Raw genomic sequence first — 25,257 nt, forward strand, 5'->3', positions numbered from 1 at the left:
AAATTTAAGTTTCGTGGGTAAGTGATCAATCTGATGATTAAAAATATGAATATTCTCATTTGTGACGATTCAGTATTGGTGCATAAATCCATTACACGATCCCTACAAGCGTGCAGTAATGCCACTTTTTTCTATGCTGAAAATGGAGAAGAGGGGCTTGAACACCTAAAAAATATTGATATCGATATTATGTTTTTAGATCTAACCATGCCAGTGATGGATGGTTTTAGCGTGATGAAATCGTTACCCGTACGCGACTTTACAACCACAATTATTGTATTATCTGCTGATGTTCAATGCACAGCAATGGAAAGAAGTTTAGCATTAGGGGCGGATTATTTTTTACCTAAGCCTTTTGATCATAAACAGCTTATAGAGCTTTCTCAACGCTTAGGGCTAGTCTTTGATGGTGTGCAACATTCGGTCACGGGTGCGCATTTTATTAGTGATCATCCAATAGATAATATTCGTGAAATTGCCAATATTGCTCTAGGACGTGGGGCTGCTATTATTTCTGACCATTTAGGCGACTTTATCAAAATGCCATTACCTAATGTGGCATTTATGAAAAACAGTGACTTATTAATGGCGATTGCAGATATTCGTAATGATAATGAACTTATCGCGATAACACAGCGTTTTGTTGGTGGCGGTATTCATGGCGAAGCATTAGTGGAATTACATGGCCAAGATATTCATGTCTTTGGTGAAAAATTGGGTTTTAGTCAAACCGATGAATATAAAAACGAAGTCGTGATCGATATTGCAAATTTGATGGTGTCATCTTTTTTAGTGGCATTATCAGAGCAAATTTTAATTCCATTTTCTGTTCGACAACCGATTGTTCTAGAAGAATATATGAATTTGCATCATACGCAATGTGAGACAAATACCTATTTCACTATTGAATATACCTATAAGGCCGAAATATTAGATGTTGAGTGTGATGTCTTATTTATTATGGATAGCCATTCTCTAACTATTATTAATGATAAAGTGATGGAATCATTACATTGAACGAAATATCGTTAGCTGATTTTCATTTAACAATGCAAGTATTAGATAACCTAGATGCAGGTGTTGTTATATTAGATGAAACCTATAATGTTTGTGCATGGAATACGTTTATGCAGGCGTATAGTGGTATTTCTAGTACGCAAATAATGGGCAAGTCATTGTTTGATATAGTGCCTGACTTACCCGAGTCATGGCTGAAAAATAAAATACAATCAACGTTTAAGTTACGCATGCACTCATTTTCAGCTTGGGAAGACCGGCCATGGGTGTTTCGTTTTTTAAATTTTTGTCCAATATCTGGTAGCTCAGATATTATGTATCAGAATATGACTATAACGCCATTGCGTTCATTATCAGGTGAATATAAGCATATTTGTTTAACCATTAATGATGTTACTGATATTGCTAAAAATAAAAACCATCTTCATGAGTCAAATAAACAGCTGACCCATTTAAGCATTACCGATCGGCTAACCCAACTTTATAATCGAGGTCATTGGGAGAATTGTTTAGCTGACGCATTTGAGTATTGCCAGCAAACGCAAACACCAGCGACACTGGTGATGTTTGATATTGATCACTTTAAACGGGTTAATGATACTTATGGTCATGTTGCGGGCGATGGGGTAATAAAAGTAATCGCTGATGTTTTACGCCGTACAAAGCGACAAACAGATATCGCTGGCCGTTATGGCGGTGAAGAATTTGGTATTATTTTACCAGGAACATCAGCTGAGCTTGCAGGCTACTTTACCGAAAGACTGCGTAATCGTATTGAACAAGAAACGGTATTTGATGATCAGCGAGGGATTGTTAAAGTTACAATCAGTCTTGGTGTGTGTGAGTGGAATCCTAAACTGATCGATTATAAATCATGGTTAGAAAAATCTGATTTAGCGTTATATGAATCTAAGAAAAAAGGCCGTAATACCACTACGATTATTAATAGCGATAATTGCTACACCGACAGTAAAGGCGAGTTTATTTTAACGGAGGTTGATGGAAATACGACTATAAACTAAACAATATTATGCTAGCCATCCTGTAATATTGATAATGACTGTATGTTTAGTACGGTTTATGTAAAATGCAGGCGTTTTTCCTGTTTTAGGTTAGTCGCTATGCGCATTCATGCTGTCCATACTCTTTATGAAGAACGTCTTGCACGTTCAACTCGTCCTTTCCTTGCTCGTGGCTGTAAAGTCCAACGCTGTCGTCAGTGTATGTTACGTACGCATCTGTGTATTTGTAAACATCGCCCATTAGCCAAATCAAACGCGGCTTTTTTATTGGTAATGTTTGATGACGAAATTTTAAAACCAAGTAATACTGGTCGATTAATTGCAGATGTGTTTGAAGATACCTTTGCTTATATTTGGTCGCGCACTGAACCTAACGTTGAGATGTTAGCGTTATTAGATGATCCTCAATGGCAGCCTTATGTGGTTTTTCCTGCGGAATATGCACCAGAAAGAGAAGCGACGACAATAGAGCTTGAAGCAGGGAAGCGGCCATTATTTATAATGTTAGATGGCAGTTGGGCTGAAGCTAAAAAGATGTTCCGTAAGAGCCCATATCTTGATCGTTTTCCGCTATTGTCTATTAATCCAGATAAGCCTTCACGTTATAAAATGCGCGAAGCCTCAAAAGAAAATCAATTGGGCACAGCTGAAGTTGCCGCACGGATTATTGATGTTTTTGGAGAGCACTATAACGCTGAGCTATTAGATTTATGGTTCGATGTTTTCCGCGAAAATTATATTGCAGGAAAAATGAATCGTCTAGTGCCAGAACATTCGTCGCTATCTGTATTAGAAAAATTCATGTCGATTGATGAAACGTTGATTAGAAAATGTGACACCGACTGAATAACATTAAAATCAACTTGAACAATAACTGCTGAATTAGCCGTAGATCACAGTCATTTTTGGTCTAAATGTGGATAATTTTTAGTATATTTAATGAGTTATAAGCTCACGGTGTAGTTAAACATTATTTGTAGGAGAATAGGATGTACTACGGCTTCGATGTAGGCGGAACTAAAATTGAATTTGGTGCATTTAATGAGAAACTAGAGCGCGTAGCAACAGAGCGTGTACCAACACCGAGTGATGATTACGATAAACTTATCGATACGATTGTGTCTATTATTACTGCCGCAGACGCTAAATTTGGTTGTGAAGGTGCTGTCGGATTGGGTATTCCCGGAATTGAAGATGCGCGAGATGGCACTGTATTAACCTCAAATGTCCCTTCAGCGAAAGGGCGTACATTGCGTAAAGATTTAGAAGCAAAACTGGGCCGTAGTGTCAGCCTTGATAATGATGCGAACTGTTTTGCATTGTCTGAAGCATGGGATGATGAACATCAAGATGCACCGTCAGTATTGGGGCTTATTTTAGGCACTGGTTTTGGTGGCGGTATGGTGTTTAACGGTAAGGTTTTTTCAGGCTTAAACCATGTCGGTGGTGAGTTTGGGCATGCACGTTTGCCATTAGATGCTTGGCTACATTTAGGCGAAAATGCACCATTATTTGATTGCGGTTGTGGTCAAAAAGGCTGTATTGATAACTATTTATCAGGTCGTGGTTTTGAGCAGATCTATGCGCACTATTACGGTGAAAAACTAAAAGCGATTGAGATTATTGAACGTCATGCTGCGGGTGATGAAAAAGCACAACAGCACGTTGATCGTTTTATGGAAATATTAGCAATGTGCTTTGCTAATTTATTTACGGGTGTTGATCCTCATGTTGTGGTGTTAGGTGGCGGTTTATCGAATTTTGAATTAATTTATGATGAATTACCAAAGCGTTTACCTAAATACTTATTGTCAGTCTCACAAGCACCAAAAATTGTAAAAGCAAAACACGGTGATGCTGGTGGCGTTCGTGGTGCAGCTTTCCTGAATATTAAACAGTAACTATTATGTAATTCACCAATATTTATTGTGTAACGAAAAGCACTTCATGGCGAAGTGCTTTTTTTTTATGTTAGAATCCGCGCTTGTTTTCTTATGCCGATCTATTGGTATAAGCGTATTTATTGCTAGGAATACACTATGTCGTTTGAAACGCTCGGCCTTCACCCTAAATTATTGCAAGTTGTTACAGAATTAGGTTATGAAAAACCAACAGATGTGCAGTTGCAAGCTATCCCATTAGCATTGACTGGGGATGATGTGATGGCTGGGGCACAAACGGGTACCGGAAAAACAGCAGCATTTGCGCTCCCTATTTTACAACGTTTAATGACATTGCCATCATTGGCAGAACAAGGAATAGAAGACACTAAGCCTCAGCAAGGTGCGAAAATTCGCGCTTTAGTGATCACGCCAACCCGTGAATTGGCACAACAGGTCTACGATAGCTTTATTGCATACAGTAAATATACTGAACTGAAAGTTGCTGTTGCTTATGGTGGCACCAGTATGAATGTTCAAATTAAAGCATTAAAAGCCGGCGTTGATATTCTCATTGCGACACCTGGACGCTTACTTGACCATGTTTTTGTCGGTAATGTATCACTTGCGAATGTAGAAACATTTGTACTTGATGAAGCAGATCGTATGCTTGATATGGGGTTCATTATTGATATCAACCGTATCATGAAGCGGATGCCTGCTGAGCGCCAGACATTATTTTTCTCTGCTACTTTTTCAAAACAAGTTAAGAAATTAGCTTTTAGTATTTTAACTGATCCTAAAATGGTAGAAGTAACACCTGAAAACATTGCGGCTGATACTGTTCAACAAATGGTATATCCAGTAGATAAGAAGCGTAAATCAGAATTATTAGCTTATTTAATTGGTTCGCGTAATTGGCAGCAAGTGTTGGTGTTTACTAAAACCAAACAAGGTTCGGATCAACTTGCTAAAAGCTTAGGCTTAGATGGCATTAAAGCGGTTTCAATCAATGGTGATAAAAGCCAAGGTGCTCGTCAACGTGCTTTAGATGATTTTAAAGCAGGTAAAGTGCGTGTATTAGTGGCAACAGATGTCGCTGCTCGTGGTTTAGATATTCAGCAGCTAGAATATGTTGTTAACTTTGATTTACCGTTTAATGCTGAAGATTATGTGCATCGTATTGGACGTACTGGCAGAGCAGGAAATACAGGTTTTGCGATCACATTAATGAGTCTTGATGAAGAGTGGGCATTAAAGGCGATTGAAGAGCTATTAGATACTCGTTTGCCACAACAATGGCTTGAAGGTTATGAACCCGATCCAAGTCTAATTGAAACAGTGTCTGTACATCGTGGTGCATCGGCAGAAAAACGTCGCGCTAAGGCAAAGAGTAAAGTACATCAAAATCGAGGTAAAAACGCTCAACGCCGTCGTTAAATAACAGTCATTTATACCTCAAAAAAGAGTCAAACGTCGCTAAATAGCGGCGTTTTTTATCAATATGCAATTTGTTGCTTTAAATTGTTCGGTTATCTATAAATATCTAATATAATTAGTTGTTTAACTATACATTTCCTGCTAATTTGTCGCTTGTGATTGTAATATATTACTTCGTTTTTGGCAGTAATAATGTTTTGAGGTATTTATGGCGGAGTTAAATAAATGGCTTCGATCAATTGTCTTATTTTTAGTCTTTTTCACCATAGTGGCGTATGGGTGGTATCTTTTGGGTGGTGCAAAGAAAGAATATATTGTTACACCTCAAAATAGCCAATATAAAATTATTGATGATTCAGCCCAAAATGGGGCAACGACAGCAATATTAGATATTGGTCAACATAATGTATTGCTAGAATGTAATATTATCAATAAAGCCAAGTGGCCATTTTGTGAAATAGCGATTTCGTTGACTGATTATATTGATAAAGGGATCGACTTAAGTGCTTATCATTCAGTGGGTATTGATATTGATTACACGAGTCCACTCGAAGATGAACGCGTAAGAGTATATTTACGTAATTTCGATTCAACCTATGCGAATGTCAATGATCCAATATCATTAAAGTTTAATGCGATAGAGTATTCACCAGGGATTGATGATGGATTGAAGGTTTTTCCATTACGAAATTTTCAAGTGTTATCGTGGTGGATCGCTGAAAACAATATTCCTGTTGATAAGTCGAGTCGGCAATTTGATAATATTTCAGTGATTGAAATTGCGACAGGTAGTTATGTTAAAGAGTCCTATTATGCTATTCGATTAAATAAATTAGTTTTTTATGGTGAATGGATTTCTGAATCGTCTTTAGTTAAAGCACTATTACTATTGTGGGTTGTTACCGCTATTATCATTATTATGAGTGAGCGATTTATTCTTGATAAAAAAATAAAACACACAGAAGAGCGTAGCCAGCGTTTACGCGATGCAAATAGATTGTTATATAACAAAAGTCTAAAATTTGAACATTTAGCCTGTACTGACCCATTAACACGAATTAGGAATCGACATACCGTAACTGAATGGTTAAAAGAGGTAACGATTCAAACTCAATCTAATGATATTCCTTTCTCAATGATTTTTATCGATATAGATCATTTTAAGGCGGTAAATGATACTTATGGTCATGGTTTTGGCGATACGGTATTAGTTAAATTTGCAGAAACTATTGATAAATTAATACGGCGTTCTGATATGTTTGCTCGTTGGGGGGGAGAGGAATTTGTACTTTTCTGTCCTGAAACGAATATGAGTACAGCTGTTGAAATAGCGGAAGAAATTAGAGAAACGATTGCAAATAAAGTATGGGATTTTGATAGCGAATTTAAGTTAACCTGCAGTTTAGGTGTTGCTGAATTAGTGAATGAATCAAGTAATGAGTTAATTCAGCGTGCTGATTTAGCGTTATTAAAAGCGAAAAAGATGGGCAGAAATCGAATTGAAATAAGTTGGGAGCACCAACAACTTAAATGATATTGCAAAAAAGCCGTGTATTACATGATATCCATTGTTATGGGGCATTGTAATATACGGCTTTTTTAGTCTAGATATCAGTAAGTATTAACTCTCTAACATAATATGCCCAGTGGCAACCATATAAATAGCAAACACAGACAAGAGAATTAATAAAACAACGAAAATACGCTCCTTACCAACAAAGTAGGGTTGATTTAACTCTTTCTTGGCTTTAATGAAGAAATAGAGTCCTGGTAAATACAATAAAGAAGCGAGTAATAAGTGGCTTAAACCTGAAGCATAAAGCAACCATAGACCATAAATCGTTGAACCTAAACCGATGAACAATAACATGCCACGGTTTTTATTTTTAATCGCAAGTTTTAGCGTATAAGCAGCAACAAGGAAGTACGGAACTAAGATCATCTCTGAAGCAATTATTAGTAATGAATTATAAGTCCCGCCAGCATAGATAACGGCAAATAATGAAATTTGAATACAAATAATAGTTAGGTTAAGCGCTTTAATCGAAGTACCTGCGCTATTTTCTTTAGCATACGATTTAGGGAACATATTGTTTTGTGCGGCCAGCAGTGGTGCTTCTGTAGCGAGTACTGTCCAACTTAAAAATGCACCACTTACTGACACTAATAAACCACAACCAATAATAATTGAACCCCATGGGCCAAGAATATGTTCAAGCACGAGTGCCATTGATGGATTATGGAATTTAGCTAATTCGGGTGTAGAAATAACCCCCATAGAAAGCAGAGTGACAAAAACATAGATAACAAGTGCTGTTAGTAGACCGAGAATAGTCGCTCGACCGATATCACGACGGTTACGCGCTCGTGATGAAACGATCACAGCACCTTCAACACCGATAAATACCCATACAGTAATGAGCATAGTGCCTTTCACTTGGCTTAGTAAGTTGTGTTGAGGACCAAATTCTAAACCCGTAAAATCAAATGTAAATGTATGCCATTTAAATGCGACTAGCGTACAGAAAATAAAGAGCACTAATGGAATTAATTTGGCAACGGTAGTAATCGTATTAATGGTTGCAGCTGTTTGTACACCTCGTCTTACGGATGCATAAACGAGCCATAATAGCACCGATGCGCCAACAATTGATTGCCAAGTATTACCCAAACCAAAAATAATATGGCCAGGTTTGTCAAAAAACATACCTAAGGTACTAAAGACAATTACAAGGTATGACACATTAGCAAGCATTGCACTTAACCAGTAGCCCCAGGCTGAACAAAATCCAACAAAGTCGCCAAAACCTGCTTGGGCGTAACCAAAAACACCACTATTAATATTAGGTTTTAGTAGTGATAATATTTGAAAAGACATAGCAAGGAATATCATGCCTACACCCGTAATAGTCCAGCCGATTATGACCGCTGCAGGGCTAGCAACAGCTGCCATATTTTGTGGCAGACTAAAAACCCCCGCACCAATCATTGAGCCGATTACAAATGCAGTTAATGCACCAAATCCGAGCTTATTATCCATTCTGAAACCTAGTATTTAAATTTTAATTTACTCGATTATATGGATTTTCATTATGCGTAAAAGCTATTTTTAATTTTTTTCATATTTAAAGAAATATATTTTCAAATAAAAATATATAAGTTGTATATATATCTTTACTGGTTGTATGTAATATCAGTGCCGCATTAACCTATTGATAACATTAATGGTTATAAAATAACTTAATGGAATGTTAATTGTGCTTTAATGTTCTGGTTTAATACAAAAGCTAACGTCTTACCTTGTTCAGCTGCCGTTGTGATAATAGGGGTATTAAATACTTCAATTTCGCCTGTAACAATAACAGCAGAGCAATTTCCCATTTCTAATGCTTTTGCCATAAGTAAATGTTTACTTTGATTTTTGGCATTTTTAAGTAGTAGCACTTTATTAATGTCAATGCCTGCATTTATGAGTAATTGCTTATCTAACAGTGCATCTTGGCCAATAAACATAATCCAACGATTCTCTTCGTTTGCTTGTTTAAGAAGGCGTAAAAAATATGCCAGTTGAGCTTGTTGCTGTTCACTATAACTGACCTCTATTGGAACAGCTCTTGACGGAGATTCTACACCATTTAAATGCGATCCAAATGTGGCTTTGTAAACGTCAGAAGCAGTAATAAATTCTTGAGTCTGCATTAGTGCTTTCATAGTGTCATCTCCGACAGTGGTTATATATACATGCTGTATGTCCATACAGTAGTTTTATTCTGATTGAGATGCAAGCGTTATTTGTCGCATGTATAGGATAGATATAAAAAATGAGTCGGTTTTTCTTTTATGAGAATAGATATTAAGTTGTTGATATTAATAGCTATGTTTTTTATTACGGTTTTTTTATTAACGAATCTCTGAAATAAAATTTTATTACGATACGAAATTTTGAGTTATATCCCAAAAATCTATACAGTAGTTTTACTGTATAAACATAAAGATGAGGTGCTTTGGAAAGCAAGAGTTGGTCGAACTACAGCAAGGAGTGACTTTATGAAAAATAATAATGAGTTTTAGCGATGATTATTATCTTCTTAGGTGGGAATTTAAGATTAGTATAATAGAACGACCAATGAGTAAGCTTCTAAGGCGTACTCATTGGTATTGTCAATTACAATGAAGTGTGAAATTAAAGTCTAAAAAGTTCAACACGAAGGTGGTTTTCATCTTCATATGCAATAACAGATTGGAAATAACCGCTTTGATCAATGGCTGCAGAGAAAATATCTTTGTGCTCGGTATTACCAATAAATAAAATTTGAGTTGATTTGATCATCAGCCCATCGTCATCAAAACTTGATGTTAAATCTTCATCTACCACACACACTAAGACTTTACCAAATCGCGCTTTCAAATTGATATTATGTGCTAATGAATACTGCACTTTAGTATGTAATTGTGATTCGACTTCTTCAATAAGATCAACAAAGCGATAAAGATCAGTAGAGCTGGTTTGTAGCATACGCTCTCGATCATTATTTAGGATTGACTCTAAACAGGCGCCCGTTTTCCTACCGCGCAATAACCAACTTTTGGTTGATTTCTTAACGGCACGGTATCGATTATCCTTTAGGATTCGCTTTAGAAACTGAACAAGTAAATTATTTTGCTCAGTTTGTGTTAGGCGATGTTCAAGTTTTTTAAATTCTAGATGTAGTAGGGCGTGAGTACTAATATCGAGTAGTTGTTGAGACTGATTCATTTCTGTACCGAGTTGGAGCGGGTTTGATAATAATATCATACTATTACTGATGTAAGATAATAGTTAATGCGTTAATTATAAATTGCAAAATTAAGCTTAACCATTTTTATATTAAGTGATATTAATCGCATAATTTTTTATATATTACGTCATAAATGGAGGTAAAAACTTGAACAAAAGGAAAGGGACAATAATATTCCCCTTTATAGTGAATATTATGATGGATGAGGTGATTTGTTGAGAACATCTGGTTTAGTCATTACTGTGGCGTTAGAAAGCAATCTAACACTTTAAACAAGGTGTCTATTTCATGATAAGTATTGTAATGCATACAACCAATACGAATAACTCCGCCTTTATTGAGTAGCTTTAATTGTTCGCATAATCCTTGTGCATAAAAATGCCCGTGCCAAACACAGATATTGTGGTTGCTAAGATAGCTGGCGACTTCTGCTGGCGTCGTATTATCAATCCTGATCGCGAAAGTTGGTGTACGTTGTTGGTGATGATTGACGCCATATAAAGTGACATTACTATAATGGCTTAAATGGGATAAAAAATATTGGCTAAGTTTAGCTTCATAGGCTTGATAATAATCAAAACTGCGACATAAATGTTGTCGCAGTGATAATGATTGATTGTCGATATGGCGACTGTAATCGGCTAAATAATTGACCGCAGCAATAAATCCAGCCAACGCTTCAAAGTTTTGAGTGCCGGTTTCAAAGCGAGCTGGCCCATCATTGGGAGCTGGCTCGACTTTATAAGGATGAAGTGTTTGAAGCCATTGTGGTGCAATATAAGCAATTCCAAGATGGGGACCAAAAAACTTGTAAGCAGAACATATTAAAAAGTCACAATCTAATGCTTGAACATCCATAAGTCGGTGTGGCGCGTAATGTACAGCATCAACATATACTTGTGCACCAACAGCATGCGCTGCGGCAATAATACGTTTTACATCTATTAGTGACCCTGTCACATTTGACGCGTAAGTGACGGCGACTAATTTAGTGCGAGAATTAAGTAGCGTATTGAAATGATCATAATCGAGATCACAATTGGTTTCATTTAAACGCACTTGATGGACGCTAACCCCTTTATCCTCGGCAGCCTGCTGCCAGCTTGATACATTTGAGTAATGATCAAGTGCGGTAACAATAATCTCATCGCCCTGTTGCCAATCTCTGGCTATTGTTCGACTTAGATGAAAAGTGAGGCTGGTCATATTTGCCCCAAAAACAATATTGTTGGCTGAGGGAGCGTTAATTAAAACTTGTGCTACCTGACGAGCCTCTTTCATTAATGCTGTCGTTGCAACGCTAGTAAAAAAAGATCCGCCTAAGTTTGAATTAAAATGACCTAAATAATAACTCATTGCATCTAAAACTGTTTGAGGAACTTGTGACCCTCCGGGACCGTCAAAAAAACATACCGGTTTATTATTAATTTGCTGATTTAACGCCGGAAATAAGCACCTATTTTCTAAGGGATCAAATGTCATGCTGAATCTCCTTGGTGGTTAGCACAAATACATCCCAATAACCTTGATGGTGTTTTTTGATCGTTTTAATCGGATGGGCGTTATGCCATAAAATTTCATCTGCTAAAATGGCCATTTCGCCGTATTGTAAGGTTGTACACAGAATAGGTGATGAGGTGTTATCTTTATAAACTAAAAACTCACCGCCATGAATGTTGTGACGTTTTATGCCAATCACTGCAATATGTTCAAACCCATCTTGGTGAATGCCTTCGGGTGATGTTGGTACTTCGCCATCCATAACGGTGACACGCATCTGGTGAATTTCGATGGGTTGGTCATTAGGAATAGCATTGGCATCTTGAAATAATTGGCACATCTCAAGCATTCCGCTACAGGTTATGACCGCATCTTCTAGAGGCTCAAAATGGCGAATTACGTTACCTTGAAAATGATTGATATCATTAGATTGGACAAAATCTGCAGCAGGTAACTGGACAAGTTTTCCATCATGTAAAGCGACAATGGAATAGCGGCGTAACCGATACTGTCCATCAGCATGACAGGTGTGAGGTAAACGTATAAACGAAGGAGCTAATTCATTGACTGCATGCTCACTCAGTTGAGTAAGTTGTAAACTACGCATTAGTGGCGTCATCATCATACATCTCCTTTATCAGCATGACTTATAAATAGAGTTGGCTAAAAATCTAAATATTACAAATATGATCGACTATATTTTGGCTTAATTAACTAAAAATAGAATTAAAGTTCATGTATAGAGATTAATTTGGCATTTAAAACTGTATGAGAAAGAGGTCTAGTAGCGTGGTAGGAAAGTGGTAACGATAAATAGTGAATAATTAAATAATTATCGAATTAAAGACTGTTTTGTTAAATAAGACTGGCACAAAAGAATAATATTTTCTCATTAGTATGATTAAAAATAGCGGATAAAACAGACAATAAATACTAAGTAGCGGCGTTTATACTTATTATCTATGATTGCAGAATAATGCATGTGTAACAAAATATGTCTTTCATTAAAATGGGTGTTTTTTATTTCATTACATATCATGAGTTTATGATAAGTATAAGTTTTTGTTATTATATTTGCGTGGGATATGATTTCATTATCACATGATTGCTTTTGTATATTCCACCCAACAAAAATGAAAGCAATGGCAGCGTTATAATCTATATGCTCAATAGAGAGACGTTGCTTATTATAAAATAATGAGATCAACATGCCTTTAAAATTAAAAAAACTATCATTAGCCGTCGCACTTATTGCGACTAACTTTGCTGCTGTAGCAACTGTTAGCGCACACGGTTGGGCTGATTTCCCGCCATCACGTACTGAAATTTGTGATCGTGACGGTGGCTACTGGCAAAATAAAATTCCTAATGCGGCATGTCAGGCTCTTTGGGAAAAATCAAACGCGCATCCTTTTACCCAAAAGAATGAAAACGCAGCCTTAACCGCGGATTACAACAACATTGAAGAAGTAAAAAAACAAGTTGTCGATGGTCTGTTATGTGCAGGTGGCGATCAGAAAAAAGCCGGTTTAGATATTCCACATAATGAGTGGCAGCAAACAGAAGTTATTGTTGATGCTAACGGCGAGTTTGATTTTAAGTGGGTTGCAACCGCGACACATAATCCATCATTTTGGCAGTTCTACATTACTAAGCCAGATTACGATAAATCACAGCCATTAACGTGGAATGATGTAGAGTTGATTGATGAAGTAGGTAATATCGAGCCAACTGAAGCAACACCATATGATACGTATAACTTTAAAGTGAAACTGCCAAAAGATCGTATTGGTGATGATGTTATCCTTTATTCTCGTTGGCAGCGTATTGATCCTGCTGGTGAAGGTTTCTACAACTGCAGTGATATCACCATTAAGCAGGGCAATGGTGATATTACACCACCACCTGTTGTAGGTGGCGATTTACATGCAATTCCAGGTTTCTTTGTTAAGCCAGGTTTTACACCTGTTGAAGGTGATACAGTCCGCTTTCGTTTAATGGCTCCAGGTACTGGTGTAGAAGTACTGGATCAACGCTTGGTGATCACGGCTGCTAACCAAGCTTTGTGGGCTCAAACCTTAGCTGAGCAAATTAATATACTAGCAACAGACAGATTATTTATTGGTGTTTGGAATCAAACTGCGGCTAAGTATGAATTTAATGCGAATAACATTCATGCAAACCAAGTATGGGTAGAAGCTGAAAAGTATGGCTTTGCGTTAAGTATCTTTAAAGATCTTGAGCCATTACCGCCGGTAGTAGATCCTGAATTGCCTGAAGGTAGCTGGAGCAAGTCTGCAACTTATGTTGCTGGTGATGTGGTAACACATGATGGCAAAACGTGGAAAGCTGGCTGGTGGACGAAAGGTGAGCAACCCGGTGTTGCGAACGTATGGACACAAGTTGTTACTGATGGCGAAACACCAGATGTTAGTGCTTGGTCAGCAATGAAAACATACAATGAAAATGATGTCGCTATTCATAACGGTATTAGCTGGAAAGCATACTGGAACACAGTAGGCGAAGAACCAGGAACAACAGGTGAGTGGGGAGTATGGCGTAAGCTGTAATCTTTAACCTATAGATATATTTATGGCCTGCATTGATGCAGGCCTTTTTGTATCGATTATTCTTTAACGATACGTAAGCTGATCAATTGATTTGGACGGCCGTGTAATTCAACCAAATAACTGCCCCATTCATGGGTATTAACATGATGTAGCGCTAATTTTTGCTCAATACAATATAGATTAGTAATGTACTGGCCATTGATATCAGCCCCTTTGATGGTTAATTTTACGTTTGGATTAGTCGCAAACACCATTTTTTCATTCCATTCTTTTATCGCTAATTGAACATATGCTTGACCTTTAGCATTGAGTGTTAGCGAATATCCCAAGCTTTTGTCAAATATTTGTTCTAACTGTATTGCTTCATCTGGAGTATTTGCTGTTACTTGATTAACTGGGGTCACATTACATGTTGCTTGATAAGGAGTAATAAAATAGGTATTGCGACCTTTAATTTCCGCATCAGAAGGGATCTGAGGTGCGGCAATCACAGGTGAACTAACCGCAATAATGAGCAAAGCTGACAGTGTTTTTTTCATCGTTATATTCTTATTGTTGAAGTGGAAAAGCCGTGATGCAATTTGGTGGATCTTGTTTGGTTTTTAATGGAATTATTTGGCAAAAAGGACTCTGGTGAGCTGGATCTTTGCTCATGTCACGGGTAGATAAACTAGCAAAAAAAGCCAATAAAGCCTGTTTTTCAGCAGGTGTTAACCTAAAGCCTTGTAACCGCGAATCTTTACTTAAATGTTTACGGCCATCGCCTTTATTGGGACCAACAGTGATAATACGTCCACCAGCTGCATAACTATCAAGCACTGCTTCAAGTTGATTAAAGCTACCATCATGTCCCCATGGTCCAGTATTGTTAACGTTAATCAATGACGGAATTCTAAACTTACCATCATCCATTTTTTGTTGAGTAAACTGACGTAGTCCTGTTTCATGGGTTGGATATCCATATTCTTCGAGGTTATTTTTAATGCCATAAAGACCAGTATTGTAATAGTGGTTATTAGTGGCTGGTGGTTGGTTTAGTAACGGTCCTGCATGGCATTGAGAACAACCTAATCGTTGGCTATTAAATAGAATTAATCCTTGTTGCTGTTGGCTATTAAGCGCTGTTTTATCACCTTTAATAAAAGCATGATAAGCAGTATCGGTATCAACAATTGTCATAACATAACGACTTAATGCGTTGATCACTCTTGCTGTGGATATTGTGCTGTCACCAAAACTAGCTTTAAAAAGAGGTTGGTATAAGGTATTTGCTTGTTGCAGACGCTTGAGTAGTAATGCATCTGTCATTCCCATTTCTGGTGGATGTAATGAAAATAGCGGTAATTTAATAGTGTCAGTGAGTGTGGTTAAATTGGGCTGACGTTGCATAAACGCAGTTAGCAGTGCGCTATTAAGTAATGATGGTGTATTGAGAGTGGTAGGATTGTTATTGATATCTGGTACTTTAGCAAAACGGTTAGTCCACCCTAAATCAGGTGCATGACACAACGCACAGCTACGATTTCCTGTTTTAGAAAGTCGATTATCGTTAAATAAATACTTACCGAGGGTGACTTTTGCTACATCTTGTCTATCGTTTTGAGTCATCGTTGCTGCATACAATGTTGACGTTAATGCTATGAGCGGCGTTAAGAAAAGGACTGCAATGATACGGTAAGTAACAGTCATGATAGACATCAAAGAGGTGTAAAGAGAGCGTTATTATAATCGACAACTTGTGGTTGCGCTTATGAAATTATGTATCAAGTTGCAACAATAATCGTCACAGAAAAATTAAGTGATCTTGCTCTGCTTTTGGCGTAAATCAGCATAGTATTATTGATGTGATAAGTGAGTCTATGATAGCTTAATTCCAATACTATCAAGGTGATAAACAATGGATACTAACCCTGAAGATAAGCTACATAGCCAACAAGTTTATGTTTGTGATGATGTGCTTGCTGAACGTCAATTAGCGTGTTTAGAAGTATTATATGATTTTAATCACACTCGACCATCAGAAACGAATAAACGAGCAGAATTGATGCAGCAGCTGTTTGCAGAAGTCGGTACAGGGTGTTATATCGAACCACCATTACATGCTAATTGGGGCAAGCACACCCATTTAGGAAATAATGTGTATGCTAACTTTAATTTAACCCTTGTTGACGATACTCATATCTATATTGGCAATAATGTCATGATTGGTCCAAATGTGACCATTGCAACTGCAGGTCACCCAATAGAGCCGATCTTAAGAGAACAAATTACGCAATTTAATATTCCCGTTACGATTGGTGATAATGTTTGGATTGGCGCTCAGTGTGTCATTTTGCCAGGTGTCTCAATTGGTAAAAATAGTGTTATCGGTGCTGGTAGTATTGTTACTAAAGATATTCCAACCAATGTTGTTGCAATGGGAAATCCTTGTCGAGTATCACGTGAAATAAATGAGCATGATAAAATTTATTATTATAAGAATAGAAAATTTAATGAATAATATAAATAAAAGTATTACTAAAAAAGGAGTTTATATTTAACATCATTATTTATTATATAACTAAAGCAATTATAGTATTTCTATTGTATCGATATAATTATTTCTTGTACTTTGTTATAGATATCTGTTGATGTTCCTACCAATATTGCTTCTTTATAGCTGGACTTATCTAATACGTTTACTTTTTCTAATGTGATCACGTTATCATCTTTTCGTAACTGATAGCGATCTTTCATTAATGACTGGCTCATTACAATATTTGCTTTAAATACAGCACGATAAACACCATTCATGGGCATATGACACATAAGTAAAATCTCTTTAGCGATGTAATTATAAGGGGATGCCTTATTGAACTTTTCAAAAAACGAATTGTAGACAACTCTAGCCAATATTTAAAGGTTTAATCTTAAAATCTGACTAAATAGAATTAAATTGTGAAGAACATGTACCATTATATAAATAGAGAGAATGTGTATAAAGACAATATAATAATAAGCTATTAATAAAGGGAAAAACCAATGCTGATTATTAGCCATTGGTTTATATTATATTTTATAAATAAGCGCATAAATTTTATATTTTATTTATAACTGAATTACGTCTAATAAGTGTCGGAGAAAAAATACGTGTTGTTGTTTGTATTTTATTATCACTTAAATTGAGTGCTAATTTAGTCGCTTCTTCTGCCATTAAATAGATAGGGTAGCGAATAGTTGTTAATTGTGGTCGAACATACCGAGCAATTAAACCGTCATCAAAACCAATAACAGAAATATTATTCGGCACTTTTACGCCATTATCTTCAAGAATATTGATTGCTCCCGCTGCCATATTATCGTTGTAAGTCACAACTGCTGAAATAGGCAGTGATTTTGAAAGCAAATTGGTCATTGCTTGCTCACCACCTTCAATACATGGTTCAGTGGTTTCGATAAAGTTTTCATTAACGATGATATTATGGGCGATAAGTGCGTCTTTATAGCCTTGTAAACGTTGGGTCGCATCCTCAATATCGTGTGACGAGTTGATATAAGCGATGTTAGTGTGACCGTGGCGGATCAAGTATTCTGTCGCAATATAGGTGCCTTTAATATTATTCAATGAAATACAGCGATCGGCTAATTCAGGAATATAGCGATTAATGAGTACCAGCGATTTTACTTGTTGAGCGTAATCAATAAGCGCTTGATCTGATAATCCTTTTGAATGAATAACCAAAGCATCACAACGACTATTAATTAATAGGTCGATGGCTTTTTTTTCATCGGCTGCACGATGGTAGCCATTACCAATCAGTAAATTTTTTCCGTTTTGTTGAGCGACAGTGTCTACCGCTTTGACAAGTGAACCAAAGAAGGGATCAGAAACATCACCGACTAACACGCCGATGGTATTGGTATTATGGCTAGCAAGAGCACGAGCTGCCGGATTGGGTTGATAATTTAAGCGTGTAATTGCAGTTGTTACGGCGAGGATAGAAGCTTTACTGGCTTTGGGGGATTGATTTAATACACGAGATACTGTTGCTACAGAGACGCCTGCCTCACGAGCAACATCTTTAATTGTTGCCATAGATGCTCTCAAATTACCTACCTTGGAGATTAAACAAAATCAATGTAGGAAGCGGTAATATAGTCGTTTATTAATAAAATGAGTGAGCCAGTATATAGCCATCTTATTACATATCATACTGAATCTTTAGATGATGTTAGGAAAAAGGTTTTTTAATCATAATGATAAAAGAAAAAGCACCATTAGTAGGTGCTTTTTGTCATGATGTTAACTGCATCTTACTGAATTTGAAGCGCGAGCAATAACGAGGATTCAGGATCCATTATAGGCAGGGTGAGTCCTACGGTTTGTAACCATTCTCCACTAAAGTGTTGTTGGCTCGTTAGCCATGGTGGCTGACGGTTAACTATCGAATGGAGATTGTCAGGTCCATCAACAACAGTAATGGTATAGTGTTGATCAGCACGTAACCCAGGAATATGTAATCGGCCTGATAAACAATAGGTTGGCATCGCTAATTGATTGATACTCACTAAAGCATCTGATTGTGACTGACTAACGACCATATTGCCTTGCAACGCTGCGCTATCGTTAAAACTTAAACGGTAGTTATCGCCGCTATGCAGTAAATGGCGGTACTTTTTGTGTAATTGAATATAGCGGCTAAACGCTGTCTTTTCTTGATCACCAGCTTTAACGGGATCGAGTTCTAATCCCATGTGGCCAAAGAGTGCAGTATTACCGCGAAAATTCATTGTGTGAGTACGGCGAGTCGTATGGCTGCAATGAGAACCAATATGAGTGCCCATCACTTCAGGCGGATAGAAATAACTCATTCCGCGTTGAATCGCCTGACGTTCAAGCGGATCGTTATTATCTGAACACCAAAAACGGTGTGTACGCTTTAAAATTTCATAATCAATACGACCACCACCAGCTGCGCAAGATTCAATCTCAACCTTGGGATGTTTAGCCAGCAGCTTGTCCACGAGGGCATAGTAGCGCTCTACTTGACCACATCCAGCAGCACGATTGTTATGTGCGGGTTGTACAATTTCACGGTTCATATCCCATTTAATATAGTCAATATCATACTGAGACAGAAAATGATCCAGACGCTCAAATAAATACGCAAAGGCGGCTGGATTTTGTAAATCAAGGACATATTGATGACGTCCAGTAGGTTGATCATAGCCGTCAACAGCAAGTAACCACTCGGGATGTTGTCGATAGAGATCTGCATCTTTATTGATCATTTCAGGCTCAAACCACAAACCAAATTCCATCCCCAGTTGATGGACATGATCAATAATAGGGCTAAGGCCGGCAGGGTATTTTTTAGGGTCAACAAACCAATCACCTAGCGATGAAGTATCGTCATTGCGGCCTAAAAACCAGCCATCATCAATAATAAAACGCTCGACACCCATTGCAGCAGCTTCGGTAGCCATTGCTGTAATATAAGCGGGATCATGATCAAAATAGATCCCTTCCCAAGTATTTAAGTGAATTGGACGAGGCTTATCTAACCGATCCTTTAGGATGGATGTGCGTACATACTGGTGGAAATGTTGACTCATGCTATTGAGTCCATGATGACTATAGCTCATGTACAACGTTGGTGTAGTTAATGATTGTTGTGGCTGTAATGTAATTTCACCCGGTAAATATAATGCTTCAGCTTGAAGTACACGACGGCCATCGGCTTTGACATCAATTCGAATGCGATGATTGCCACTCCAAGCTAAATGCGCGCCCCATACTTGACCATGATCGTCACTAAAACCGTGCTCACCAACAATAATGGCAGGGTAATGTTCATGTGAAGTGCGCCCGCGGCGGTTTTCTTGTATATAGCCACCATGGCTTAGCTGACTTCGATGTTGTTGAAATTCTTTGATCCAACGACCATAAAAAGACAGAATTTCACTGGCATTATCAGCAATAGGTGCAGTATTAGCACAGCGGATCACATGATAATCACTCGTGCCAAGGTTCGTCACCGTTTGTGATAGCTGTAATACATCATTTTCATCAAGTTCTATCTGTGTCTGCCAGCCTAACTGCGCTTGTTGATCAAGGCAGTCAATAAGCAGCTTATTACCATCCTGTTTGACGGCAGTGATCGTAAACACAGGGGCCCAATCGCTGCCATTTTCACGAAAACCTTCAAGTGCAGAAGCACCGAAATTTCCACGACCTAATTGAGGGTTAATACTGACCGCAATATCGGTATCTAAACGTCCAAATGGAATCGGCCGTTCAAGTCCGATCGCCATTTGCTGCAAGTCACTGTGTGTTGCATAAGGCAAGCGGTTGCCGTAATACACAATATCGGCATTATCGCTAACAGCTAGCAAGAGTTGGCTATTGGTGCCGATTAAAGAATACAGTTGTGGTTGAGTTGTCATTGGCATGGTTTTGATTTCCACTGCTATTACTGCGCTGCCGCGGTAAAAGTTAACTGGTACTGATAACGATCAGCGGTTAATAAAAACTCAGGGTGAACGCTTGGGCTCCAAGAATCATCGCCACCAATCCCCATATGTTCACTGTCAATATTAAGGTGTAAACAGTTATCGGGTTGCAACTCGTAGCTATGACGCGCCAGTGCTAATTGTGACTGTGAATAACGACTGACTGCAAAGTGGAATTGACCGCTAACAGTTAAATTATTAATCGTCGCGTATTGAGTGTCGCAGCGCAGTCCGTTATCGGTTGGATAGATATAATCGGTATGCATGGCGGTAATCGGCAGGGTATGGTGATCCATATGAGCAGCCAGTAGGCGATCAGGATAGTTCTCATGCGGGCCGCGACCAAACCATGATACGCTATCGGCTAATGGAACATCGACACTAATACCAATACGAGCCAAACTTGGTAGCTGAGTGTCTGGTTCAACCGTAACATCAATCGTTAGCTGACCATTCGCTTGAATGCGGTAGTGCCATTGTGTGTTAATGGTTTTTTGTGAAGATGTAAAATGGCTAAAGTAAGCCGTTACCACTAAAGATCCATCACGATCCTGTTGAAATTGAACATGTTGGCATTGTGTCTCTATATTATCTAAGCCTGCGAGTTGCCATTGTGCCATCCACGTGGTGGGATCGACACGATCAACTTCACTGGTACCAATATCATTATCCAGTGGAGCACGGTAAAAATTATCTTTAAAAGGCGACGCGATCATAGCATTGTCTTGTGCAAGCCATGTTTCTAAGTAACCTGTGGTTAAATTAAAACAAAATTCATTATCGGCAGCCACAATGGTTAATTGTTGGCCTTCTTTAGTGTAATGAATAGCATTTTGATCATTGATCGTCGGTATAGCTAGAGTGCTACGTGCTTGTTGCAGCTGAAATTGTTCGATAGCAACAACGTGACCAGCTTCAGCCCAAGCGGTGGCTTTAGTTAATACCACTTCAAGATCCAAGTAATAATTCATCGCAGGATCAAAATCGCGCATATCGTCGCTAAATGCTATTTCGGTAGTCGCTTGTGGCGCAAGCATCAACTCGCATTCACCGTGAGTTAATGTAACGCCTTGCTGCTGAATCTTCCATCGCAGTAGGGTATGTTCACTGTCACTAAACAACAATTCACTTCGAATACGCAATTGGTGCTGTGGCGTTAATTCAAACTGAAAAAATTGCTGTGCTTTTTTAACTTCAAATAAAGCAGGGTGTGGCGTGCGATCAGGAAATACTAAGCCATTTATACAGAATTGACGATCGTTGATGGTATCGCCGAAATCACCGCCATAAGCCCAATATTGTTGGCCGTCAGCGGTAGTTTTAGTTAGCCCTTGATCAACCCAATCCCAAATAAATCCCCCTTGTAAGCGCGGAAATTCACGAAAAGCCTGCCAATACTTATTGAAGCTACCTAAGCTGTTACCCATCGCATGAGCATATTCACACAAGATCAATGGGCGCTGTTCATTAGGTTGGCTGATCCAATTTTTAAGTGCATATTTAGGCACGTTAGGGTGATCAATATGTTGATCAACACGAGCATACATCGGACAGATAATATCGGTTGCCGCAGTATTAGCACCGCCGCCTTCATATTGAACAGGACGTGATGGATCGCGTTGTTTAGTCCATTGGTACATCGCATGATGGTTAAAGCCAATGCCAGATTCGTTACCCAAAGACCAAATAATGATTGAAGGGTGGTTTTTATCCCGTTCAACCATCGCCATCATGCGCTGCATATAGGCGTTATTCCACATTGGATCGTTTGATAAACGGCACATAGGGAATTGACCATGGGTTTCAATATTGGCTTCATCGACTACATAAAGGCCATAGTGATCACACAATTCATACCAACGCGGATGATTGGGATAGTGAGCGGTACGAACGGCATTAAAATTGTTTTGTTTCATCAATTTAATGTCTTCAATCATAGACGCTTCAGTGATGTAATGACCGGTAATCGGATGATGCTCATGACGATTAACGCCACGAATTAACAGCGGTTTACCGTTAATAAGCAGTTGACCATTGCTTATTTCAACTTGACGGAAACCGACATTATAGCTTTCACATTCAATCAGCTTATCGCCGTTATATAGGCCAATAACAGCGCGATAGAGATAAGGGATTTCAGCGCTCCATTGTTGAGGCTGATGTAGATGTAATAAATGCTCAGTTTGATCGTGCCAACCGCCTTTTTCATCGACTTCATGGGCCGCAGTATAAGCGGTAGTAGCACCAGAAAACGTAACGGGGTTATTATCAGCATCAAAGAGCGATACCGTGACACTGTAACTATCAGTGGCCTGAGTTAATTTGGTGGTAATAGCTAAGGTAGCATCTTGATAGGTGGCATCTAATTGAGGTTGAATAAAGACATCAGCAATCGCCAATAAGGGTTTTTGGTAAATAAACACATCACGGAAAATGCCACTTAGCCACCACATATCTTGATCTTCTAAGTAAGAACCATCAGACCAACGCATTACCATCACAGTTATTAGGTTATCGCCTTCGTGAACGGCATCCGTTAAATCAAATTCTGCCGGTAAACGGCTATCTTGCGAATAACCGATCCAACGACCGTTACACCATAAATGAAAAGCAGAGTTAACTCCTTCAAATACTAAGCGTGTTTGTTGTTCAATATCAGCAGCCGTTAGTGAAAAACGACGACGGTAGCAACCGGTTGGATTTTGTTGCGGAACCAGCGGTGGCGTATCTGCAAAAGGGTATTTAACATTGGTATAAATAGGCTTGTCATAACCTTGAAGTTGCCAGTTGCTCGGTACGTCAATAGGTTGCCAATGATGGTGTTGAGTATCAAAATCGACATCAACGATAGTTTCAGGAACAGCTTGAGGACATGGGTAAAAACCAAAATCCCACTGACCATTCAAAGACTGACGGCCAGAGTGTTGCTGTTGCAGCGCATTTTCTACTGAGCGATAGCTATGTAATGGGCTATGGGGAGCAAGAGTATTTAGCTTAACAATAAGCTGGTTTTGCCAATCTTGGCTTACGATAATATCAGAGAAAGAACGCATGGATGACCTCATTAAAACAACCAATGAGCCGCCTGTTGACGGCTCATCATCGTGACATATATAGAATTAAATAAAAATTAAGCGTTAGTTGATAGTGATTTTTGCTCCGTTACTGCTGGTGGTGATGAGCTAAAATCATCACGATTAAAGCCATCATGCAGGCGGTAAAAACGTTTATAAACAATGGCGCTGATTAACATTAATACTGCAGGTAAACCAATCATTAACCATTGAATGCCTAGCAAGGTATCAGCAGTTTGAGTTTGGTTGGCTTGATAACCAATCAGTGATAGACCAACACCGACGATGAAGCCGCCAAATGCACCAGCAAATTTAACTAACATGGTTTGAATTGAGAAAATAATACTTTCGCTGCGACGGCCAGTTTTAAACTCACCGTAATCAACAACATCAGAAAGCATTACTGTTTGAAGGGCGTTCGCTATACCAACACCAAATTTAATAGCAGCACCTGATAGACCGATAAGTAGTAGGTTACCTGGTGAAAATACGTTCATTCCAAGTAAGATCACACATGATAAAATCGGCATACTACATGCGATGATCCACAGTAGTTTACGTGGAATAAGATTGGCTAAGCGCGGGAATAAAAACACCCCAGCTACTTCTGCAATACCCGCAACCATCATGTAAGCTGGGAACAATTCTTTATTGCCTAACGCGTAGGTAAAATAGTAAATCGCAAATCCGCCCACCAACATATTGGCGATTTGAAAGGCTAAAACTGTTGCAATGAGCGTTTTGAGTTGATCGTTACAATTAATAATGTGTAACACATCTTTAAAGGTAAATTTGGTGGTAGTTGGAATCGACGTTTTAACGTGTTCTTTAACGTTTTTTGCGGTGATAAATGCACTAACAATAAACAAGACTGCAATTATCATCGCTGTTATTTGAAAGCCACGACCTTCATTACCATCACCAAGCGTCGTAACGATATACAAGCCGTAAGTACCCGTAATAAACCACGCGAGGCTAGCAAACAAACGTGGCCATACTACTAATTTTTCTCTTTCTGGGCGTGAACTTGATAGTGCAGGGATCATTGACCAGTAAGGAATGTCCATAATGGTGTAGGTCAAGCCCCAAAGAATATAAGCAATGGCAGCATAAACATACAATGCTGTTCCTTCAAAAAGGTGGGTACTGAATAAGCCAATAAGAACAGCGGCATTGATCAGCGTACCGATTACTATCCATGGTCGAAATTTACCAAAACGTGAACGGGTATTGTCTACCACCATTCCCATCATTGGATCTGTAATCGCATCGATAATACGTGCAGCTAAAAATATGGTACCGACGAAAGCGGCAGAAATCCCAGCAACATCAGTAAAATAATACATAAGAAAGATATAAATCGGCGCACAGGCAAAGTCTTTTCCTAATGCTCCTAATCCATAACTGAATTTGGTTTTTAAGCTAATAGTTTGTGATGACATAGTGTAGGGCCTTATATTATTTTTTATCATTATTACTTGTTG

20 protein-coding genes are annotated in these 25,257 nt (G+C 38.3%); 8 read left to right on the forward strand and 12 right to left on the reverse strand.

Going from position 1 to position 25,257, the window contains the following annotated elements; all coding sequences use genetic code 11:
• The first annotated feature begins 45 nt into the window (after positions 1-45).
• The 6 genes from G6R09_RS12905 (at position 46) to G6R09_RS12930 (ending at position 6,893) form a co-directional block, all read left to right on the forward strand.
• Entirely contained in the window at positions 46-1,017 is a 972-nt protein-coding gene (locus G6R09_RS12905; RefSeq protein WP_240345746.1) for a response regulator, read from the forward strand.
• The gene (locus G6R09_RS12910; protein WP_163922872.1) at positions 1,014-2,039 is read left to right on the forward strand and encodes a diguanylate cyclase; all 1,026 of its coding nucleotides are present in this window, start codon (positions 1,014-1,016) and stop codon (positions 2,037-2,039) included. The genes G6R09_RS12905 and G6R09_RS12910 overlap by 4 nt, the downstream gene beginning before the upstream one ends.
• Positions 2,040-2,138: 99 nt before the next feature.
• Positions 2,139-2,885 carry a tRNA-uridine aminocarboxypropyltransferase gene (locus G6R09_RS12915; RefSeq protein ID WP_163922875.1) on the forward strand — a complete coding sequence of 249 codons (747 nt, stop codon included), beginning with the start codon at positions 2,139-2,141 and terminating at the stop codon, positions 2,883-2,885.
• Between the two features lie 143 nt (positions 2,886-3,028).
• Entirely contained in the window at positions 3,029-3,940 is a 912-nt protein-coding gene (nagK, locus tag G6R09_RS12920; protein ID WP_065176823.1) for an N-acetylglucosamine kinase, read from the forward strand.
• 138 nt (positions 3,941-4,078) lie between these two features.
• Positions 4,079-5,359, forward strand: a complete 1,281-nt coding sequence (locus G6R09_RS12925) for a DEAD/DEAH box helicase (RefSeq protein ID WP_065176824.1) — start codon at positions 4,079-4,081, stop codon at positions 5,357-5,359.
• A 208-nt stretch (positions 5,360-5,567) separates the two neighbouring features.
• Positions 5,568-6,893 carry a GGDEF domain-containing protein gene (locus G6R09_RS12930; protein ID WP_163922878.1) on the forward strand — a complete coding sequence of 442 codons (1,326 nt, stop codon included), beginning with the start codon at positions 5,568-5,570 and terminating at the stop codon, positions 6,891-6,893.
• 87 nt (positions 6,894-6,980) lie between these two features.
• Here the strand turns inward: G6R09_RS12930 and G6R09_RS12935 are convergent, their stop codons facing one another.
• The 5 genes from G6R09_RS12935 to G6R09_RS12955 all read right to left on the reverse strand — a co-directional run bounded on the left by G6R09_RS12935 (position 6,981) and on the right by G6R09_RS12955 (position 12,262).
• Positions 6,981-8,399, reverse strand: coding sequence for a basic amino acid/polyamine antiporter (locus G6R09_RS12935; protein ID WP_163922880.1), 1,419 nt, complete (start codon positions 8,397-8,399; stop codon positions 6,981-6,983).
• Positions 8,400-8,599: 200 nt separating this feature from the next.
• Positions 8,600-9,070, reverse strand: a complete 471-nt coding sequence (locus tag G6R09_RS12940; protein ID WP_065168491.1) for a SulA-like leucine-rich domain-containing protein — start codon at positions 9,068-9,070, stop codon at positions 8,600-8,602.
• 472 nt (positions 9,071-9,542) lie between these two features.
• Entirely contained in the window at positions 9,543-10,115 is a 573-nt protein-coding gene (locus G6R09_RS12945) for a DUF2913 family protein (RefSeq protein WP_163922883.1), read from the reverse strand.
• A 259-nt stretch (positions 10,116-10,374) separates the two neighbouring features.
• Positions 10,375-11,619: a cysteine desulfurase-like protein gene (locus tag G6R09_RS12950; RefSeq protein WP_163922886.1), complete on the reverse strand. Its 1,245-nt coding sequence runs from the start codon at positions 11,617-11,619 to the stop codon at positions 10,375-10,377.
• The gene (locus G6R09_RS12955; RefSeq protein ID WP_373423718.1) at positions 11,609-12,262 is read right to left on the reverse strand and encodes a 2OG-Fe dioxygenase family protein; all 654 of its coding nucleotides are present in this window, start codon (positions 12,260-12,262) and stop codon (positions 11,609-11,611) included. The genes G6R09_RS12950 and G6R09_RS12955 overlap by 11 nt, the downstream gene beginning before the upstream one ends.
• A 583-nt stretch (positions 12,263-12,845) precedes the next feature.
• Here G6R09_RS12955 and G6R09_RS12960 point away from each other — a divergent pair.
• Positions 12,846-14,207 carry a lytic polysaccharide monooxygenase gene (locus tag G6R09_RS12960; protein WP_163922888.1) on the forward strand — a complete coding sequence of 454 codons (1,362 nt, stop codon included), beginning with the start codon at positions 12,846-12,848 and terminating at the stop codon, positions 14,205-14,207.
• 56 nt (positions 14,208-14,263) lie between these two features.
• Here the strand turns inward: G6R09_RS12960 and G6R09_RS12965 are convergent, their stop codons facing one another.
• Positions 14,264-14,746, reverse strand: coding sequence for a hypothetical protein (locus tag G6R09_RS12965; RefSeq protein ID WP_065168486.1), 483 nt, complete (start codon positions 14,744-14,746; stop codon positions 14,264-14,266).
• Between the two features lie 10 nt (positions 14,747-14,756).
• Positions 14,757-15,896, reverse strand: coding sequence for a cytochrome-c peroxidase (locus G6R09_RS12970; RefSeq protein WP_163922890.1), 1,140 nt, complete (start codon positions 15,894-15,896; stop codon positions 14,757-14,759).
• A 208-nt stretch (positions 15,897-16,104) separates the two neighbouring features.
• On the opposite strand from G6R09_RS12970, the gene G6R09_RS12975 reads away from it, so the two are divergent.
• Positions 16,105-16,707: a sugar O-acetyltransferase gene (locus G6R09_RS12975; RefSeq protein WP_087843506.1), complete on the forward strand. Its 603-nt coding sequence runs from the start codon at positions 16,105-16,107 to the stop codon at positions 16,705-16,707.
• An 80-nt stretch (positions 16,708-16,787) separates the two neighbouring features.
• Here G6R09_RS12975 and G6R09_RS12980 read toward each other — a convergent pair whose 3' ends face one another.
• From G6R09_RS12980 to melB, 5 genes are all read right to left on the reverse strand, one after another.
• Positions 16,788-17,015 carry a hypothetical protein gene (locus G6R09_RS12980; protein ID WP_065168483.1) on the reverse strand — a complete coding sequence of 76 codons (228 nt, stop codon included), beginning with the start codon at positions 17,013-17,015 and terminating at the stop codon, positions 16,788-16,790.
• A 268-nt stretch (positions 17,016-17,283) separates the two neighbouring features.
• Positions 17,284-18,282: a substrate-binding domain-containing protein gene (locus G6R09_RS12985; protein WP_065168482.1), complete on the reverse strand. Its 999-nt coding sequence runs from the start codon at positions 18,280-18,282 to the stop codon at positions 17,284-17,286.
• Positions 18,283-18,500: 218 nt separating this feature from the next.
• Complete coding sequence (locus G6R09_RS12990; RefSeq protein WP_163923037.1) at positions 18,501-20,633, reverse strand: alpha-galactosidase; 2,133 nt, start codon at positions 20,631-20,633, stop codon at positions 18,501-18,503.
• Between the two features lie 26 nt (positions 20,634-20,659).
• Positions 20,660-23,752 carry a beta-galactosidase gene (locus tag G6R09_RS12995; RefSeq protein WP_163922892.1) on the reverse strand — a complete coding sequence of 1,031 codons (3,093 nt, stop codon included), beginning with the start codon at positions 23,750-23,752 and terminating at the stop codon, positions 20,660-20,662.
• 77 nt (positions 23,753-23,829) lie between these two features.
• The gene (gene melB, locus G6R09_RS13000; protein ID WP_163922897.1) at positions 23,830-25,215 is read right to left on the reverse strand and encodes a melibiose:sodium transporter MelB; all 1,386 of its coding nucleotides are present in this window, start codon (positions 25,213-25,215) and stop codon (positions 23,830-23,832) included.
• Positions 25,216-25,257 lie beyond the last annotated feature (42 nt).

It is taken from the genome of Photobacterium sp. Alg240-V54 (genome assembly GCF_900537155.1).
Classification (GTDB): Bacteria; Pseudomonadota; Gammaproteobacteria; order Enterobacterales; family Vibrionaceae; genus Photobacterium.